The sequence below is a fragment of the Aromatoleum sp. genome (assembly GCF_032027225.1).
In the GTDB taxonomy this organism is placed as follows: Bacteria; Pseudomonadota; Gammaproteobacteria; order Burkholderiales; family Rhodocyclaceae; genus Aromatoleum.
In genome coordinates this window covers 101655-121206 of the sequence record NZ_JAVSMM010000013.1, presented here as the reverse complement: position 1 = coordinate 121206, position 19552 = coordinate 101655, and the positions used below count along the sequence as shown (strand labels likewise).

Annotated in this window: 11 protein-coding genes; 6 read left to right on the top strand and 5 right to left on the bottom strand. The window is 66.9% G+C overall.

From position 1 onward, the window contains the following. Window position 1 precedes the first annotated feature (1 nt). From dprA to ROZ37_RS14725, 3 genes are all read left to right on the top strand, one after another. A complete protein-coding gene (dprA, locus tag ROZ37_RS14735) occupies window positions 2-1168 on the top strand; it encodes a DNA-processing protein DprA (protein WP_312660384.1) in 1167 nt (388 codons plus the stop codon). 18 nt (window positions 1169-1186) lie between these two features. After that, entirely contained in the window at window positions 1187-1654 is a 468-nt protein-coding gene (locus ROZ37_RS14730; protein ID WP_312660383.1) for a DUF494 domain-containing protein, read from the top strand. Between the two features lie 105 nt (window positions 1655-1759). Beyond that, window positions 1760-4324, top strand: a complete 2565-nt coding sequence (locus ROZ37_RS14725) for a DNA topoisomerase III (RefSeq protein ID WP_312660381.1) — start codon at window positions 1760-1762, stop codon at window positions 4322-4324. Window positions 4325-4474: 150 nt separating this feature from the next. On the opposite strand, the gene ROZ37_RS14720 is transcribed toward ROZ37_RS14725, so the two are convergent. The 3 genes from ROZ37_RS14720 to ROZ37_RS14710 form a co-directional block, all read right to left on the bottom strand. Then, window positions 4475-5419 (bottom strand): hydrogen peroxide-inducible genes activator, encoded by a 945-nt coding sequence (locus tag ROZ37_RS14720; protein WP_312660380.1) that lies wholly within the window; start codon window positions 5417-5419, stop codon window positions 4475-4477. A gap of 103 nt (window positions 5420-5522) precedes the next feature. Next, window positions 5523-6416 carry a cytochrome c3 family protein gene (locus ROZ37_RS14715; RefSeq protein ID WP_312660379.1) on the bottom strand — a complete coding sequence of 298 codons (894 nt, stop codon included), beginning with the start codon at window positions 6414-6416 and terminating at the stop codon, window positions 5523-5525. Between the two features lie 101 nt (window positions 6417-6517). Further along, entirely contained in the window at window positions 6518-7597 is a 1080-nt protein-coding gene (locus ROZ37_RS14710; RefSeq protein ID WP_312660378.1) for a hypothetical protein, read from the bottom strand. A gap of 291 nt (window positions 7598-7888) precedes the next feature. On the opposite strand from ROZ37_RS14710, the gene ROZ37_RS14705 reads away from it, so the two are divergent. The 3 genes from ROZ37_RS14705 (at window position 7889) to ROZ37_RS14695 (ending at window position 12501) form a co-directional block, all read left to right on the top strand. After that, window positions 7889-9922 carry a TonB-dependent receptor gene (locus ROZ37_RS14705; protein WP_312660377.1) on the top strand — a complete coding sequence of 678 codons (2034 nt, stop codon included), beginning with the start codon at window positions 7889-7891 and terminating at the stop codon, window positions 9920-9922. Between the two features lie 128 nt (window positions 9923-10050). Continuing rightward, a complete protein-coding gene (locus tag ROZ37_RS14700; protein ID WP_312660376.1) occupies window positions 10051-11535 on the top strand; it encodes a DegQ family serine endoprotease in 1485 nt (494 codons plus the stop codon). 492 nt (window positions 11536-12027) lie between these two features. Further along, window positions 12028-12501 carry a cytochrome c gene (locus ROZ37_RS14695; protein WP_312660375.1) on the top strand — a complete coding sequence of 158 codons (474 nt, stop codon included), beginning with the start codon at window positions 12028-12030 and terminating at the stop codon, window positions 12499-12501. Between the two features lie 186 nt (window positions 12502-12687). Here the strand turns inward: ROZ37_RS14695 and ROZ37_RS14690 are convergent, their stop codons facing one another. Both ROZ37_RS14690 and ROZ37_RS14685 read right to left on the bottom strand, forming a co-directional pair. Next, entirely contained in the window at window positions 12688-13377 is a 690-nt protein-coding gene (locus ROZ37_RS14690; protein WP_312660374.1) for a cytochrome b/b6 domain-containing protein, read from the bottom strand. Window positions 13378-13440: 63 nt separating this feature from the next. Further along, window positions 13441-19227: an excinuclease ABC subunit A gene (locus ROZ37_RS14685; RefSeq protein ID WP_312660373.1), complete on the bottom strand. Its 5787-nt coding sequence runs from the start codon at window positions 19225-19227 to the stop codon at window positions 13441-13443. Between the last annotated feature and the right edge of the window lie 325 nt (window positions 19228-19552).

Genomic DNA, 19552 nt, shown 5'->3' with positions numbered 1-19552 from the left:
GGTGGGGGCCGAGGACGATCTCGCCGCCTGGCTGCGGCTGACGCTTGTTTCCGGCGTCGGCCCCGAACGTCAGCGCGCGCTGCTCGCGGCGTTCGGACTGCCGGATCGAATCTTCGGCGCGGGTCGCTCCGCGGTCGCGTCGGTCGTCGGCGCGGACCTCGCCGATCGCCTGCTCGCGCCACCGGACGAATCGCGCATCGACCCGGCGCTCGCCTGGGCCGCAGAGCCCGGCAACCACGTCATCACGCTCGGCGACCCGGAGTATCCCGCGGCACTACTCGAAATCGCCGATCCGCCGGTCCTGCTCTACGTCAAAGGTGACCGGGCGCGGCTTTCTTCCCCTGCGTCGCTCGCGATCGTCGGCGCACGTTCGGCGACCCCGTCCGGCGCGAGCAACGCCGAGGCCTTCGCCCGAAGTCTCGCGGGATCGGGTCTCACCATCGTCAGCGGCCTCGCGCTCGGCATCGACACCGCCGCACATCGCGGCGCGCTCGCCGAGCCCGAGGGCGTGACGATTGCAGTGATCGGGACCGGCGCCGATCGCGTCTATCCGGCGAAGAACCGGCCTCTCGCGCTGGAAATCGCCGAGCGTGGCGTGATCGTCAGCGAATACCCGCTCGGCACACCTCCGCTGCCGGCGAACTTCCCGCGCCGCAATCGCATCATCGCCGGCCTGAGCCGCGGCGTGCTGGTCGTCGAAGCCGCGGTCGGCAGCGGCTCGCTGATCACCGCGCGGCTCGCAACCGAATGCGGGCGCGAAGTCTTCGCGATCCCCGGCTCGATTCATTCGCCGCTCGCTCGCGGTTGCCACCGGCTGATCCGCGACGGAGCGAAACTCGTCGAAACCGCGGCGGACGTGCTCGAGGAACTGAACTTGAAATCGCCCGCCCCGAGGCCCGCAGCACGCACATCGGGGGCCCGGAGCAAGCGCGCACCGCGAGGCGAACCTAGTCGCCCGGTCGAGCGGGGCAACGCAGAATTGGCCTTCGAGACGGCATCGCCGGACGAAAAACGCGTGCTCGATGCGCTCGGCCACGATCCGCTCGACGTCGACACGCTGGTTGCCCGGGCCGGCTTGACGGTCGACACGCTCTACGCCATTCTGCTTGCACTGGAACTCGACGGGCACCTGACCCGACTGCCGGGAGGCCGATTCCAGCGCCTTTGACTTCCCTGGTGCGCCGCCATGTTCGACATCCTTGTCTACCTGTTCGAGAACTACGTCCACGCCGGCGCCTGTCCCGAATCCGAGCAGCTCGCACGCAAGCTCTCGGCCGCCGGATTCGAGGAAGACGAGATCAGCGAAGCGCTCGAGTGGCTGTCGGGCCTGCGTGACATCGCCGACGTTTCGCCACTTTCGCGCACGCCGCAGCCGGGTTCGATCCGCCTGTATGCCCCCGAGGAACAGGCGAAGCTCGACGCCGACTGCCGCGGCTTTCTCGCGTTCCTGGAGAACGCCGGCGCGCTCGACGCGACGACTCGCGAGCGTATCGTCGAGCGCACGCTCGCCCTGTCCAAATTCAGCGTGAACCTGCACCGGTTCAAGGTCATCGTCCTGATGGTGATGTGGCAGCAGGACCAGCCGCTCGACAGCCTGATCCTCGACGAGTTGCTCGCCGACGAAACCGGGGAAGACCTGTTCCTCCTGCAGTAGGGACCCGCGCGGCTTGCAGCTGCCGTGGCGGCGTGCTTATCATGCGCCGCTCGATCACCCTCTAAATGAAAACCGTCGAGGTTTTCAAAGGCAGCCGTCATTGGCATGAGCAAGCAACTCATCATCGCGGAAAAACCCTCCGTCGCGCAGGACATCGCCCGCGCGCTCGGCGGATTCACGAAGGAGAAGGATTACTTCGAGTCGGATGAGTACGTGCTCTCGTCCGCCGTCGGCCATCTCCTCGAACTCGTCGTGCCGGAGGAGTACGAGGTCAAGCGTGGCAAATGGACCTTCGCGCACCTGCCGGTCATTCCGCCGCACTTCGCGCTGCGGCCGATCGAAAAGACCGACGACCGGCTGAAGCTGCTGACCCGTCTGATCAAACGCAAGGACGTCAGCGGCCTGATCAACGCATGCGACGCGGGCCGCGAGGGCGAGCTGATCTTCAATTTCATCGTCCAGCACGCGAAGACCGACAAGCCGGTGTCGCGATTGTGGCTGCAGTCGATGACCGCCAACGCGATCCGCGACGGATTTGCGCAGCTGCGCTCCGCCCAGGACGTCGAGGGTCTGCGCTCTGCCGCCGTCTGCCGCGCCGAAAGCGACTGGCTGATCGGCATCAACGGCACGCGCGCGATGACCGCGTTCAATTCGAAGACCGGGGGTTTTCACCTGACGACGGTCGGGCGCGTGCAGACTCCGACACTCGCGATCGTCGTCGAGCGTGAACAGAAGATCCGCAAGTTCAAACCGCGCGACTACTGGGAGCTCGAAGCGACGTTCGGCTGCAAGGCGGGGAATTACGCCGGCCGCTGGTTCGACGAAGGCTTCCGCAAACCCGAGGGCGACGAGCACGCGACCGCGTTCAGGCTGTGGGACCGCGCGCGCGCCGACGCGATCAAGGCGAAATGCGACGGCAAGCGGGGCCGCGTCAGCGAAGAGTCCAAGCCGTCGACGCAGTTGTCGCCGCTGCTATTCGATCTCACCAGCCTGCAGCGCGAGGCCAACGGCCGCTTCGGCTTCTCGGCGCGCGTCACGCTGCAGCTCGCACAGGCGCTGTACGAAAAGCACAAGGCGCTCACCTATCCACGGACCGATGCGCGGGCTCTGCCGGAAGATTACGTCGGCACGGTCAAGGACGTGATGCGCGCCCTGCCGATCGAATACGCGCCGTTTGCGAACGAGATCGCGAAACAGGGCTGGGTGAAGCCGAACAAGCGAATCTTCAACAACGCGAAAATCTCCGACCACTTCGCGATCATCCCGACCGGGACCGTGCCGAAGAGCCTGTCGGAGGCCGAGCAGAAGATCTACGACCTCGTGACGCGACGCTTCCTCGCGGTGTTCTATCCCGCGGCGGAATACCGCATCACGACTCGGATCACGCGCGTCGAGGGCGAAGCGTTCAAGACCGAGGGCAAGGTCCTCGTGAATGCCGGCTGGCTGGCGGTATACGGCAAGGAGGCCGCGAAGGCCGACGATGAAGGCGGCGCGCAGCTCGTCGCGGTCGAGCAGAACGAAACGGTGTCGACGGACGACATCGTCGTCAAGGCACTGGTGACGAAGCCTCCCGCGCGCTACAACGAAGCGACGCTGCTGTCGGCAATGGAAGGCGCGGGCAAGATGGTCGACGACGAGGAACTGCGCGCGGCGATGGCCGAACGCGGGCTCGGGACGCCGGCGACGCGCGCTCAGATCATCGAAGGCCTGATCGCGGAGCAGTACCTGCATCGCGAGGGGCGTGAGCTGATCCCGAGCGCGAAGGCGTTTTCGCTGATCACGCTGCTGAAAGGCCTCGATGTCACCGCGCTGACCTCGCCCGAGCTGACCGGCGAATGGGAACACAAGCTCGCGCAGATGGAGCGCGGGCAGCTGTCGCGGCCGGCTTTCATGCGTGAGATCGCCGAGATGGCACGCGAGATGGTCGAACACGCGAAGCGCTATGAATCCGACACCGTACCCGGCGATTTCGCGACGCTGTCGGCGCCGTGCCCGAAATGCGGCGGACTGGTGAAGGAGAACTACAAGAAGTTCGCGTGCCAGGCCTGCGATTGGTCGGCATGGAAAATCGTCGCCGGGCGCCAGTTCGAGATCGACGAGATCGAGATGCTGCTGCGCGAGCGCCACGTCGGTCCGCTGACCGGGTTCCGCAGCAAGATGGGCCGGCTCTTCAGCGCGGAAATCCGTCTCAACGACGAGCACCAGCCCGAGTTCGACTTCGGACAGCCGAAGGACGACGGCGAGGGGGGCGAGGCGATCGACTTTTCCGGGCAGGAAGCTCTCGGGGCATGCCCGAAGTGCCGCGCTCGCGTGTTCGAGCACGGCATGGCCTATGTGTGCGAGAAATCGGTCGGCCCGGAGAAGAGCTGTGATTTCCGCTCCGGCAAGGTGATCCTGCAGCAACCGGTGGAGCGCGAACAGATGGCCAAGCTGCTGACCGAAGGCCGCACCGATCTGCTCAAAGGCTTCGTGTCGACGCGCACGCGGCGCAAGTTCTCGGCGTTTCTCGTACAGGGCGCCGACGGCAAGGTCGGATTCGAGTTCGAAGCGAAGGCGCCGAAAACCGGGGCTGCGAAAGGCAAGGCTGCAGCCAAGGACGCCGCGGAAAAACCGGAAGCGAAAGCGACCGCCCCCGCCAAGCCGACCGCCCGCAAGCGCAGCACCGGCTAGGACGGCGGGACGGCCCCGACAACCAAAATCATTCCCGCTGAGTCTGTCGAAGCCGGGATGGGCGCCAGCCATACCGTCCCGCCTGCACGCTGAGACAGCGATCGGTCACGCTCGCCCCGGCACGGGCGGCGCGCCCGGCGGCGACGGTCGCTATGGCGCGGGAGCGACCTCCACCACCGCACGTCCGATCGGCAGCACGCCGGGCAGCGCGCTTTCGAGGACCGCGGCCCGCAGCATGTCGATCGCGCCGCTGCGCGGGTAGGTCACCCGCCACGCCAGCGCGATTCGGCGGGTCGGCTGTGGTTCGGAAAATGGACGAACCGCAACGAGAGGGTTTTGCACCGGGAGCTCGTCGGCGGCGGAACTCGGCAGCACGGTGACGCCGAGGCCGGTCGCGACCATGTGCCGGATCGTCTCGAGCGAGCTGCCTTCGAGCGTGCGTTGCAGGCCGCCGACGTTGCGGAAATGCGGACAGACTTCCAGCACCTGGTCACGGAAACAGTTGCCTGCCCCGAGCAGCAGCAACTGATCTTCGGCGAGCAGCTCGGGATCGATTCGCTCCAGATCGGTCCAGGGATGATTGGCCGGAATCAGTACGCGAAACGGCTCGTCGTAGACCGGCTGAGCGACGATACCGGCCTCTTCGAATGGCAGCGACAGGATGATGACGTCGAGGTCACCGCGCTTCAGCGCTTCGACGAGCCGCGTCGTGTAGTTTTCCTGGATGATCAGCGGCATCCGCGGCGCAAGCTGATGCACCCGCGGAATGAGTCGCGGCAGCAGGTAAGGTCCGATCGTGTAGATCACGCCGACGCGCAGCGGGCCGGCCAGCGGGTCCTTGCCGGCCGCCGCGATCTCGGGAATCTGTGCCGCTTCGAGCAGGACTTTTTCGGCTTGCGAGACGATGCGCTGGCCGGTCGCGGTGATCTTCACTTCAGTCGCACCGCGCTCGAACAGTTGCACCCCGAGCTCCTCTTCGACCTTCTTGATCGCCACCGACAGCGTCGGCTGGCTGACATGGCATTTCTCGGCGGCGCGACCGAAGTGTCGTTCGCGCGCGAGTGCAAGGAGATAACGGAGGTCGGTGAGTGTCATCGCCTGTCCCGATCGACGTCGAAGGAATATCGGAAAGATCTTACGCCGCTTGCGCCGGAACGGGCACGCTTCGCCGGGCAACCACCTCCGGCGAAGCTCCTGACTACTTGTTATGACAGGTCAGGCAGACAGCACTGCCGGTGTTCTCGACGCGCAGGAAAGTCGTGTTGAATTTCGACCCCGCTCCGGCGCTCGGCACGCCATGGGGGTCGTGACACGACGCGCACTCGACTTCCGGCCCTTCGCCGGTATCGTAGAAACGGATGTCGCCCTTGCTGAGTCGGTTGTCGCTGTTGGCGTCGAAATATCGGATGTTGTCCTTCGTCCCGCTCGGCACGTTCCAGTCGGCGCCGGTCGGCAGCTTCACGCCGACCGGATGATCGTTCGACAGGTCGGTTCCGAGCGCGAACGTCGTGAAGCTGGTCGCGCCCGCTCCGAGTTCGGCCCCGGGGGCATGGCAGCCGAGACATTCCTTGCCTTCCTTGAGGCCGAAGTGCGAAGTCGCATCGGGACCGCTCGTGTTGGTCCACGTGTTGAGGAAGACGTTGTCCTGCGAAGTCTTCTGCGCCTCCTTGTATCCCCCGGACCCCGGCATATTGACGACCGAGTCCACCGCCGTCTGGCCGTCGTGGCACGACAGACAGGCGAGAGAGTTCGCGCCCGGCTGGCTGATCGCGCCCGACAGGCTGGCCTGGTTGTAGAGCGTGTAAGTGGTTTCCCTGACGGTGCGGTTCCACAACGGTGCCGCGATATTCGTGTTGGCACCGTGCGGCGTGTGGCAGTACACGCATACCTCGCGGTAATCGTTGCGAAACTGGTCCATGCTCGCGCCGCTCGGGCCGCCGCCGCTCGTCTGACGTTGGGTGAGATTGTGACGCGTGTTACCGATCGTGCCCTGGTTGGAGAACTTCGTCGGCAAGTCGATGTCGGCGCTCGCCCATTGCACCGGCAGCACGATGGCGACCGCCGAAAGAATTACAAGATTCCTGAATTGCACGCTTGGCTCCCGCCTTTCGAGTGTTGTTGGGCCGCGCCCGTTCAGATGAAACTCAAATAACTCGATGGCATCAAAAGCAATTACTGCGCCAGCCCATTTCCTCAGCGTGCCGAGCCCGTCGCGTCCCCCGGCCCCACGGGGCGATAGACCTCGATCTTGTTGTGATAGTGATCCGACATGTAAAGCCGGCCGGTTTCGTCGGTCGCGATCCCCGCGATCAGTCCGAACTGCCCGGGCCCGTTGCTGCGCAGGTCGGGCTTGCCGATCCACATCAGCAGTTGCCCTTCCGGATTGAAGATCTGGACGTTGTTGAACGAACCGTCGGAAACGAAGATGTTGCCGTCGGGTCCGGCCGCGATGCTTCTCGGTCGTGAGAATTGCCCCAGGCCCGCTCCCACACTTCCAAACATCATATTCTGACGGCCTTCCAGATCGAAACCCTGCACGCGGAAGTTCCCGGAATCGAGAACGTATAGGGTGCCGTCGGGTGAAACCGTCGCCGAAAGCGGGATGTTGAACCGGCCCGGGCCCGAGCCGCGCGGGCCGAGGCGGAACAATTCCTTTCCATCCGGGGCGTAGGCTACGACCTTGTGATCGTCCCCCTCGAGGCTGCCTCGATCGACGACGAAGATCCTCTGTCCGTCCGCGCTTACCGCGACGCCCGACGGCTGCTGGAGCACCGCCGGGTCACCGACCGCGAACAGAAACAGGCCGAGCGAATCGTAGACCATCACCGCGCAGCGGCCGGCATCGAGAACATAGACGCGGTCGCTCGCGTCGAGCGCGATCGAGACGGGCTTGCGCACCTGATTCGGCTCCCGGACGCCCATCTGGAAAACACGCTGCCGTGGCACGTCGAACACGACGACGGACGCGGTCGGAGGATCCGCAACGTAGATTCGCCCCTTGCGAGCGGCGATGGCGGCCGGCTTGCGATAGACGGGATCGGTCGACACCGCACCGCGGCCGGTGAGCATGCGGCGAACGCGCTCGTCTTCCTTTTCCGGCCGGATGTCGGCGGGGGACCGGAGCTGCGCTTCGTAGACATACCGCGGCGCGTCGGGCGGAGCAGGCCACTGCAACTGGACTTCGGGTTCATCCTCTCCCGAAGACCTCTGGCTCGCGCATCCGGAGAGCAGTACGATCGTCACGCCCGCAATAAAGGTCGCGCACGCGCGCATGGTCGCCGATCGGCATCGAGATGCACGAGAACACGGTAGATCGACAGTCGGGGGCGACGAAGCCCGGAAAGGGGGGCGGCGGACATGCCGAAATAACACTTTTGTCATATAAATGCAGGATGGGCTCCAGACGCCGCTTCTGACTTCGCGCAGCGCCGAACTTCTTTGCTAAAGTCGGACATATCGTTCGAACCCTTGGGTATATCGTTCGAACTACCGGGAGCGCGACGTTACAATTTCGTCTTTTTGCGCATTCGCGACCGCGCGGACAGCGACAACACGAACGGATTCATGAAGCCTCGACGCCCGCCTTACCTCGTCCCTTTCGCACTCGCCGGGCTGTGCGCACAAGCAATCGCCGGGCCAGAAGTCTCCGAAGAAGACTTCCTCAAGCCGCTGCCGATCGTGCTCACCGCCTCGCGCCTGCCGCAGCCGTTGCGCGAGACCCCCGGTTCCGTCACGGTGCTCGACGAGGAGCTGATCCTCGCGACCGGCTACCGCAACGTCGCCCGCCTGCTGCGCCTCGTCCCCGGCATGCAGATCGGCCAGTCGCGCGGGCACGACCAGTGGGTCACATACCACGGTCTGGGCATCGATTACCCGAACCAGATCCAGGTGCTGATCGACGGGCGCTCGGTGATTTCGTCGGGCGGCGGGGTCGGCGGCGCCGATTGGAGCGGCATGCCGATCGCCGTCGAGGACATCGAACGCATCGAAGTGGTGCGCGGTCCGAACTCCGCGGCTTACGGATCGAACGCCTTTCTCGGCGTCGTCAACATCCGGACTCGCCACCCCCGCGCAGAAACCGGGAGCAGCGTCGGCTTCAATGCCGGCGACGGACTGTTCGATACGACCGCGCGGGTCGCAGGCAGCACCGGACCGCTGGGTTTGCGCGTGACTGCGCAGCATCAGCAGGACGAGGGAACGGCAGGCATCAGCGACGATGTCGACCTCAATCGGGCCAACCTGAATGGCAGCCTGCGCCTCGGCGACTATGACGAAATCAACTTCCGGGCGGGAGTGAGCGAAGGCCGGCGAGGCCTCGGTAATCCCGACACGCCCTTCAACACCGACGGTCTGCGCAACGGCCGGCACGAGAGCAACTTCGTCGATGTCGAATGGCGTCTCGTCCGCAGCACCGAAGAGGAAATCACGCTGTCGTATTCGCGTACTTCGGACCAGTACCGCGACGAGTGGCTCGGCGGCGATCCGCGTCGCCCGCTCCCCGGTGCCGGCATCGTGATCGTGCCGGTGAACAACAATGCCGACTTTGTCGGCGAGGCCGTCCGTTTCCAGCACACGTCGGCGCCCTTCGGCGACACACGGGCCGCGTGGGGCGCGGAGTGGCGCTCGGACCGGGTCGAAGGTTCTTTCCTGTTCCACGACAGCGGCGAGCACCGACAGAGCGATCGGCGCCTTTATGGCAGCCTCGAGTGGCACGTCTCCCCCGAGTGGGTGGTGAACACAGGCGCGACGGTCGAGCGGGTCGAAGGTTACCGGAGCCGCGTCGTGCCGCGGCTCGCGGTCAACTGGCTGGCGGCGCCCGAGCACACATGGCGCGCGGGATTTTCGCGCGCCTACCGCTATCCTTCACTGTTCGAACGCAACGCCGACGTGAAGCTCCCGTTTCTCGACACCTTCCTGCGACGCCATGTACCCAATCCCGGTTTGAAGCCGCAGCGCGTCGATGCGTTCGAAGTCGGATACCTCGGGCAGAGCAGCGACCACAAAGGGATGCTCGACGTGCGCGTGTTTCGCGAACGCGTGACCGACCTGATACGCCGCGAAACGGTCACGCCCGAACCGACTTCCAATCCCGTTATCCGGCAGTTGCGCGAACTGCTCGGCTCGAGTCGCTGGGAAAACCAATCCGATGCGGTGACGCTGACCGGCGTCGAATACCAGTTGCGTTACGAGCCGGTCCGGAACGGCCAGCTGATCTTCAGCCACACGCTGATCGACGCCCGCTCGAAGGAGGCGCGGGCGGAACGCTCCGTTGCACCCTACATCGCGTCACTGTCGTGGCTGCAGCAGATCGGCGACTGGCAAGGAATGCTGACGGTGCTGCGGATGGGGCCGGTGGACTTCGGCACCAGCTTCATTCCCGGCTACCGCCGGAAGGTCGACGCCTATACCGCGGTCGACGCGAGCATCGCGTGGGAAAGGCGCATCGGCGGAAACCCGGTCAGGGTAAGTCTGAGCGGCATCAACCTCTTCGGCGAGCACCAGGAAGTCGCGAACCGGCCGCTGCAACAACGGATCGGGGACAGGCCGGCGAACGAGGTCGGCCGCCAGGTGCATCTCGGCCTGCGCATCGGCTTCTGACGTCCACGACCGCATCCGGAATATTCCCGCCATGACCATCGCCTGAGGTCCGAACCCGTTTGGGGAACAATTCCGGCCGCCCGAAAGTCCACTTGCGCACGCTTACTTCTCAGGGAAGCCGGAATACGATGAACAACTCCTTCTTCAGCCGCGTCGGCGCGCGTACGCACATCCTCCGCCTCGCCGTCGCCACGCTTGTGCCGTTCGGCCTCACGCTGTCGGCTTCACCGACGTTCGCGGCCGATAGCGCGACCGCGACACCACAGGCAGCTCCGAACCGGCTCGGGCTTCCCGATTTCGGCGATCTCGTCGAACGCGTCGGGCCTGCGGTCGTGAATATCAGCGTCGTGCAGCGCCAGAAGGGCACCGACGAGCGCGCGCTCGCCGAGGACCCGTTCTACGATTTCCTGCGCCGCTTCGGCGTGCCCGTCCCGGGAATGCCCGGAATGGAGGGCAACCGCGGTCCGCGCATCAGCCGCGGCATCGGCTCGGGCTTCATCGTCAGCGGTGACGGCTACGTGATGACGAACGCCCATGTCGTCGGTGAAGACGGGTCCGAAGTCACGGTGCGGCTAACCGACAAGCGCGAGTTCAAGGCGAAAGTCATCGGCAAGGACCTGCGCACCGACATCGCGCTGCTGAAGATCGATGCCAGCGGCCTGCCCGTCGTGCGCACGGGCAATCCCGAAAAGGCGCGGGTCGGCGAATGGGTCCTCGCGGTCGGTTCGCCATTCGGCTTCGACAACACCGTGACCGCCGGCATCATCTCCGCAAAGGCACGCCGCCTGCCGGACGAGAACTACGTGCCGTTCATCCAGACCGACGTCGCGATCAACCCGGGCAACTCCGGCGGACCGCTGTTCAACCTCGCCGGCGAAGTCATCGGCATCAACTCGCAGATCTACTCGCGCTCGGGCGGCTTCATGGGCATCTCGTTCGCGATCCCGATCGACGTCGCGCTGAACGTCAAGGACCAGATCATCAAGTACGGGCGGGTCCAGCGCGGCAAGCTGGGCGTGACGATCCAGGGGGTCGATCGGGAGCTTGCGCAGTCGTTCGGACTTTCGGAGCCGACCGGTGCGCTGGTGTCGAACGTCGAGCCGGGCGGGCCGGCGGAAAAGGCGGGTCTGAAGGCGGGCGACGTCGTGCTGGGCGTCGACGGAACGAAGGTCAAGGATTCGGGGGATCTTCCGCGCATCATCGGCGACAAGCGGCCCGGCACGGCGGTCAAGCTCGAAGTGTGGCGCGACGGACGCAGCCGCACCCTGACCACGACGCTCGGCGAAATGAGCAACGAAGCGGTCGCCGAAGGGCCCGCCGCTCCGAACAGTGGCGGCGAAGACGCGGGCGGCAAACTGGGCCTCGTCGTGCGGCCGCTGGCGCCCGAGGAGTCCGCGCAGCTCGGCGTGCGCGGGGGCATCGTCGTCGAGGGCGTGAACGGGCCCGCGGAGCGCGCCGGCCTGCAGCCCGGGGACGTCATCCTTGCGCTGAACAACCAGCCGGTCACGAACGCGTCGTCGTTCCGCAATATGCTCGAAAAGGCGGGTAACCGCTTCGCGCTGCTCGTTCAGCGCGGCGGTACGCGCATCTTCGTGCCGGTGCGGATCGAGTAATACGCGTCGTTGGGGGGCGAGCGCGGTGCGGCCCGCGCCCGCTTCCGCACGCTTTTTTTCGCCGGCCTTGGCTTGCGACTGAATCTATCCGCATGCAGTCCGCTCATCGAGGCGATTGCCGAGGCGTTGAGTCGGACGGCGCGAAGCGATATCGACACCGGCGCGGCTTCCGTATCGTTGAAGCCTGGCTTCGGCTCGGCGACGTACGAACGATCCGGATGTCATAACGGAACGTAGAGCCGACCGACCGATCTGCGCGCGGCCGACGGGCTACGCTCCAGCAGCAGCCCGCCGCGACGCGCGAGGAAACAGCATGAGTTTCAGTGCCTGTTTTCCGCCGTCTGCATATCCCGGAGAACTTGTACCGTTCGTGACCTCGGTCACGTTCGTCTTTTCTCCGTAACCAATCTCGCCGAAACTCCTGCTTCCCGAGATATCCCCGGCTAAGGCCTCGCGGCTGCCGGCCTTCCAACACTTCCAATAGGGTCAAGAATGAAGAAGAGCATCAAGCACCTGACTTTCGGTCTTGCCGCGCTGGCGATCGCCGCAAGCGCGTCCGCGCAGACGAAACCCGAAGACCTGATCAAGTATCGCCAGTCGGGATACACCTTCATGGCCTGGAACATGGGCAAGATCAAGGCGCAGGTCGTCGACGGCAGCGTCCCGTACAACAAGGACCAGGTCGCCGCGGCCGCCAACCTGATCGCCGCGACCGCGAACTCCGGCATGGGCGCGCTGTATGCGCCGGGCACCGACAAGGGCAAGGGCTGGAAGGAAACCCGCGTGAAATCCGATTTCTTCAAGGAGCAGGACGAAGTCGGCAAGATCGCGGTGAACTTCGTGCAACAGGCGAACAAGCTGCAGCAGGTCGCCGCGGGCGGAGATCAGGCCGCGGTCAAGGCGCAGTTCGGCGAAGTCGGCAAGGCGTGCAAAGCCTGTCACGACAAGTACCGCATCGAGGACTAAGCGCGAAGCCGTGCGCTCCGGTCCAGCTCTGCAGCCGCCCGTCCGGGCGGCTTTTTTTTCCGCGCTACCGGAATCTCGCGTTCCCACCGCGCCCGACGCTCCATAGGCGCGACCCTAGCCTGAAGGTCTCGACCGAGCGCTGAGGCACACTCAGTCGCGCACGTCTCGCCGCCCCACGCGCTGCCCTTACCAGCTCGGCACCGGCGGCGGGGGTTCGGCCGGCGGCAGGATGCCGCCCGCGGCGACCCACACCGCCGCGATCGCAAGCGCGAGCGCCACGACGAAGGCCGTGACACCGCCGCCGCGCGCGCTTTCGATCGCCGGGTCGCTCACGCGCTTCGTTCCGGTGATCATCGGCACGATCAGGTTGTCCTTCTTCACATGGACGTGGAACATCACCGCGGCAACGTGCAGACCGACCAGCGCGTACAGAATCCATTCCGCCTGGCGGTGCAAGCCGCTCGCGAGCGCGCCGAGCTCGTCGGACACCAGCTCCGCGAGCGGGCCGTAGAACGCGATGTCGTCGTTCGCGAACAGTCCGGCCGACGACTGGAACGCGACGAACGCAAGCAGCGCGAGGACCGACAGCGCGCCGAGCGGGTTGTGGCCGGCGCCGCGCCAGCGGCCCGCGAGGTAGTCGGCGAGCGCGCGCGGCCGCGGCACGAACGCGGCGAAACGCGCGTAGGTCGAGCCGACGAGGCCCCAGACGATGCGGAACACGACCAGGCCGAGCAGTGCGAGCCCGACTCGGCCGTGCCAGACCATCGCGTTGCCGCCGATCTTCACCGACACGATCGCCGCCGCGAACAGCGCGACGCCCGCCCAGTGCGCGACGCGCGTGGGCAGATCCCAGACGCGGATGACGTGTTCGTTCATGCCCGGATTTCCTCCCTGATCCAACATTCGCCGCCCCGGCGGGCAGCATTCCGATGACTCCGTTTATACCGCACGCGTCGCGAGAAATTCCCGCAGGATGCGACCGGTATGCGATCCCTCCGCGGCGCAGACCACCGCCACCGCCCCCTGCGCGACGATCCTTCCGCCACCGTCGCCACCTTCGGGTCCGAGGTCGATCAGCCAGTCGGCCTCGGCCATGACGTCGAGATCGTGCTCGATCGCGAGGACGGTGTGGCCGGCGTCGGCGAGCCGGTGCAGCACGCGGATCAGCTTGTCGACATCCGCCATGTGCAGGCCGACCGTCGGCTCGTCGAGCACGTACAGCGTGTGCTTCTCGGGCGGTAGCGGGCGGCCGCCGGTCGCGGCCCCTTCCCCGGCGCGGCCGCGCACTTTCGCGAGCTCGGTGACGAGCTTGATCCGCTGCGCCTCGCCGCCGGACAAGGTCGGACTCGGCTGCCCGAGCGTCAGGTAGCCGAGCCCGACGTCCTGCAGCAGCGCGAGCGGATGCGCGATCGCCGGATGCGCGGCGAAGAATTCGACCGCGTCGTCGATCGGCATCGCGAGCACGTCCGCAATCGTTTTCTCGCGCCAGCGCACCGTCAGCGTCTCGGGATTGAAGCGAGCGCCGCCGCATGCGTCGCACGGTAGCTTGACGTCCGACAGGAAGCTCATCTCGACGGTCGTCTGACCCTGGCCTTCGCAGACCGGACAACGGCCGGCGCCGGTGTTGAACGAGAAGCGCGACGCGTTCCAGCCGCGTGTCTTCGCTTCGAACGTCTCGGCGAACAGCTTGCGGATCGTGTCCCAGAAGCCGACGTAGGTCGCCGGGCACGAGCGGGGCGTCTTGCCGATCGGCGTCTGGTCGACTTCGAGCACGCGGCCGACCGCTTCCCAGCCGTCGATCGCGCGGCAACCGATCGGCGCCGCGTCGCTCGTCTGCGGCAGGCCGCGGCGTCGCGCCTTCTGCGCATCCGGGTCGCCGAGCCGCGCGCGCAGGCTCGCGTGGATCACATCGCGCGCCAGCGTCGACTTGCCCGAACCGGACACGCCGGTGACGACGGTGAGGCGTCCGAGCGGCACGCGCGCGTCGACGGACTTCAGGTTGTGCAACGATGCGTCGCGGACGAGGATAGCCGGATGGGCGTCCTCGACCGCGCGGCGCGGGTGCAGCGGGTGCCGCAGCGGCGCACGCAGGTACGCGCCGGTCGCGGACTCGGGCGACGCGATGAGGTCGTCAAGGCCGCCTTGCGCGACGACTTTCCCGCCGCGCACGCCCGCGCCTGGTCCGAGGTCGATGACGTGGTCGGCGCGGCGGATCGTGTCCTCGTCGTGCTCGACGACGAGCAGCGTATTGCCGCGGTCGCGCAGCGCTTCGAGCGTGTCGAGCAGCAGCCGGTTGTCGCGCGGATGCAGGCCGATCGTCGGCTCGTCGAGCACGTAGCAAACGCCGCGCAGGTTGGAGCCGAGCTGCGCAGCGAGGCGGATACGCTGCGCTTCGCCGCCGGAGAGGGTCGGCGCGCCGCGGTCGAGCGCGAGGTAGGCGAGGCCGACCTGTTGCAGGAAGTCGAGCCGGCCGCGGATTTCGGTGACGAGGTCGCGCGCGATGTCGACTTCGCGGCCTTCGAGCCGCAGCGTGTCGAAGAACGCCGCGACGGCCTCGACCGGGCGCGCCGACAGCTCGTGGATGCCGAGGCCGCGAAAACGCACCGCGCGCGCGACCGGATTGAGGCGCGCACCGCTGCAGACGCCGCAAATTTCGCCGTCGCCGAACGCCTCGTCCGGCTCCGTGACGTCGAGCGCATCCGGATCCTCGACCCGGCCGCTGACCGACAGGCCGGTGCCGTAGCACGCCGGACACCAGCCGTGCTTCGCGTTGTACGAGAAGAGGCGCGGATCCGGCTCGGGAAAGCTGTCGCCGCAACACGGGCACGCGCGCAGCGTCGAGAACGTCGTCGGCACGGCCCCGACCTTGCCGAGCTCGAGCACGCGGACGACGCCCTTGCCGTGTTCGAGCGCGTCGGCGAGCTGCGCCCGCAGCGCCGCTTCGTGCTCGGGCGCGACGACCGTCATCCCGACCGGCAGCTCGATCGTGTGCTCCTTGTAGCGGTCGAGGCGCGGCCATTTCGCGGTCGGCAGGTAGTCGCCGTCGACGCGCAGCTGCGCGAACCCCTTGCCCTTCGCCCATTTCGCGAGGGCCGTGTACAGGCCTTTGCGGTTCGTCACCAGCGGCGCGAGCAGCTCGACCGACGCGCCGCGGAAATCACGCAGGATCTGCGCGGCGATCGCGTCGAAGCTCTGCGGCGACACCGGCACGTCGCATTGCGGGCAGAACTGCGTGCCGAGCTTCACGTACAGCAGCCGCAGGAAGGGCTGCACCTCGGTCAGCGTGCCGACCGTGCTCTTCGTGCCGCCGCGGCTCGTGCGCTGCTCGATCGCGACCGTCGGCGGGATGCCGAACAGCGCATCGACGTCGGGCTTCGCCGCGGGCTGGACGAATTGCCGCGCGTACGCGTTCAGCGATTCGAGGTAGCGGCGCTGGCCTTCGCCGAAGACGATGTCGAACGCGAGCGTCGATTTGCCGGACCCGGACAGGCCGGTGACGACGGTGAAGCGGTCGCGCGGGATCGACAGGCTGACGTTCTTCAGGTTGTGCTCGCGCGCGTGGCGGATCTCGATCGCGGGCGCGGCGATGGCGCGATAGCGCGCGGCCGGCTCGGCGGCCTCGAAATGGGGCACCGCACTCGATTTCCCGCGCGGGTCCTGTCCCCAGTTTCCCGCCTCAAGCTTCTCCGCCGCCTGAGCGATGTCATCCTCGTATTCGCGCAGCGCGCGCCCGGTCGGCGACGCGTCGCATCCGGCGACGATGGCGGGCGGCCCTTCGACGACGAGTTGCCCGCCATCCTCGCCGCCGTCGGGGCCGAGCTCCACGATCCAGTCCGCCGCGCGCAGCACGTCGAGGTTGTGCTCGATGACGATCAGCGCATGGCCGGCGTCGAGCAGCTTGTCGAATGCGCGCAGCAGCGTCGCGACATCCTCGAAATGCAACCCGGTCGTCGGCTCGTCGAACAGGAACAGCAGGCGCCCCGGCGCTTCGCCGCGCCCGGCCCGCGACTTCTTGCCCGCGAGTTTCGCCGCTTCGGCGAGGTGGCCGGCGAGCTTCAGGCGTTGCGCTTCGCCTCCCGACAAGGTCGGCACCGGTTGGCCAAGCCGCAGATAGTCGAGGCCGACGTCGGCGAGCGGCGCGAGCGCGGCGCGCACCGGAGACTGGTCCGCGAAGAACGCGAGCGCCTCGGAGACCGTGAGCTCGAGTACATCCGCGACCGACTTGTCGCGCCAGCGCAGCTCCAGCACCTCCGGGCGATAACGCCGGCCGTCACAGTCCGGGCAGCGCAGATAGACGTCGGACAGGAACTGCATCTCGACGTGCTCGAAACCGGAGCCGTTGCACGTCGGGCAGCGCCCGGTGCCGGCATTGAAGCTGAACGTGCCCGGCGTGTAGCCGCGGCTCTTCGCGTCCGGCAACGCCGCGAACAACGCGCGGATCGCGTCCCACGCGCCGACGTAGCTGACCGGGTTCGAGCGTGCGCTCTTGCCGATCGCCGACTGATCGACCATCACGACGCCGGACAGGTGTTCGATGCCGTCGAGGCGGTCGAACGCGCCCGGCACCTCGACCGCGATGCCGAAATGTTTCGCGAGCGCGGGATACAGCACGTCCTGGATCAGCGTCGATTTCCCCGACCCCGAGACGCCGGCGACGCAGACGAGCTGGCCGAGCGGAAACGCGATGTCGACATCGCGCAGGTTGTGCTCGCGCGCGCCGACGAGGCGCAGCCGGCGGCTATCGTTGCTCACCGGCCGCATCCGCCTGCCCGCATCCACGCGCCGGCGACCCGCAAGGTAGGCGCCCGTGACCGACGCCGGGTCCGCCGCGAGCTCGGCGGGCGGCGCGTACGCGATGATCTCGCCGCCGCGCTCGCCCGGGCCCGGCCCGATGTCGAGCAGCCGGTCTGCGGCACGCATCAGTTGCGGATCGTGCTCGACGACGACGAGCGTGTTGCCCGCGTCGCGCAACCGCGTCATCACGCCGAGGATGCGGTCGATGTCGCGCGGGTGCAGGCCGATCGACGGCTCGTCGAGCACGAACAGCGTGTTGACGAGCGAGGTGCCGAGCGCGGTCGTGAGGTTGATGCGCTGCACTTCGCCGCCGGAAAGCGTGCGCGACTGGCGGTCGAGCGTCAGGTAAGCGAGGCCGACGTTCGCGAGATAGTCGAGCCGGCTGCGGATCTCGCCGAGCAGCAGCGCCGCGGCCTCGTCGACACCGCCGGGCAGATCGAGGTGGGCGACGAAGTCGCGCACGCGGCCGATCGGCAGCGCCATCAGCTCGTGGATCGCGAGGCCTGGCAACTCCTCGCGCGGAACCGGACGAGCGTGCATCACAGGCGAGGATCCGGGTCGCACATCCGCCGCCGTTACCGGCGCTTCCGGTGCTCGTTGGACGCGCCGCGGACGGTTCGCCACCGAAACCCCCGCATCGGCGGGCTGCGGCGGGTCAGCCTGAACGTTCTCGGTAATGGCTATTGCCGGGCGGCACCCGCTCCGCTCCCCCAGGCGCCACAGCAGCGCTTCGGGCTTCAGCCGCGCGCCCTTGCACGCCGGGCATTCCGTGTAGCTGCGGTAGCGCGACAGCAGCACGCGGATGTGCATCTTGTACGCCTTCGTCTCGAGCCAGTCGAAGAAGTGCCTCACGCCGTACCACTTGCGCGGCCACGACGCGTCCCAGCTCTTCCACTCCGGGTCGCCTTCGAGCACCCAGCGCCGATCCTCGGGCGGCAGGTCGCGGAACGGGATGTCCATCGCGACGCCGTACTTCTTCGCCATCTTCGCGAGGTCGTCCTGACACTCGCGGTAGCTCGCGGTCTGCCACGGTTTGACGGCGCCCTCGGCGAGCGTCTTCGATTCGTCGGGAATCACGAGCGAGAAGTCGACACCGATGACGCGGCCGAAACCGCGGCAGGTCTCGCACGCCCCGACCGGCGAATTGAACGAGAACAGGCCGGGCGTCGGATCCGCGTAGTCGATGTCGCAGTCGGCACAGTGCAGGTCGCGGCTGAAGCGCCACACCGACTCGCCTTCGTCATGCTGCGCGCGCACCGCAAGCCGCCCGTGGCCGTGCTGCATCGCGGTCTCGATCGCTTCGAGCGCGCGCGGCCGGCCGGCGTTCGACAGCCGGAAGCGGTCCTGCACGACGTGCAGCACCTCGCCGGACCCACGCGTTTCACGCGCGTGGATCCGCGCGTAGCCCTGGCGGCTCAGGAGCTCGGTGATTTCCGCATCGCTGAAGCCCGCCGGGACCGGCACTTCGAACGTCAGCACGAGACGGGGATCGTCGGCGGCACAACGGGCGGCGAGCGCCTCGTAGACGCTGTCCGGGTTGTCGCGCCGCACTTCGCGGCCGCAGCCGCGGCAGTAGAGCCGCGCCGCGCGCGCGTACAGCAGCTTGAAATGGTCGGTCAGCTCGGTCATCGTGCCGACCGTCGATCGCGAACTCCGCACCGGGTTGGTCTGGTCGATCGCGATCGCCGGCGGCACGCCTTCGATGCGATCGACCTGCGGCTTGTCCATCCGATCGAGGAACTGCCGCGCGTACGGTGAGAAGGTCTCGACGTAGCGGCGCTGGCCTTCGGCGTACAGCGTGTCGAACACGAGCGACGACTTGCCCGAACCCGAGACACCGGTGACGACCGTGATCTCGTTCAGTGCGAAGTCGAGCGTCAGGTTCTTCAGGTTGTTCTGGCGCGCGCCGAAGATGCGGATACGGTCGGACATGACGGACTCGGGTTGGGCGACGATGAGACGGAGGCGAAGATTCTAACGGTCCGCCAGCCCGGCCGACGCGACACACCGCGACCAGTTCCTTTCCGCCGACGGAAACGGGCATGCACCGATGGCACAAGCGCATCGCTACGCCGGACCGGCAGACGGAATACCGGTTCCCCTGTGAGCGGCCGATTCGGCGGCATGGCCCTTGCGTCAGTTTTCTGACCAGCCCTCCCGGTCGCGCCCCGTACGCGTTCCCAACCGGTTGGAAAAACCCTACAATACAAATACTTGAGATTTCCGGACCGCCGTCTTGCAATTGCGGAACCGGAAG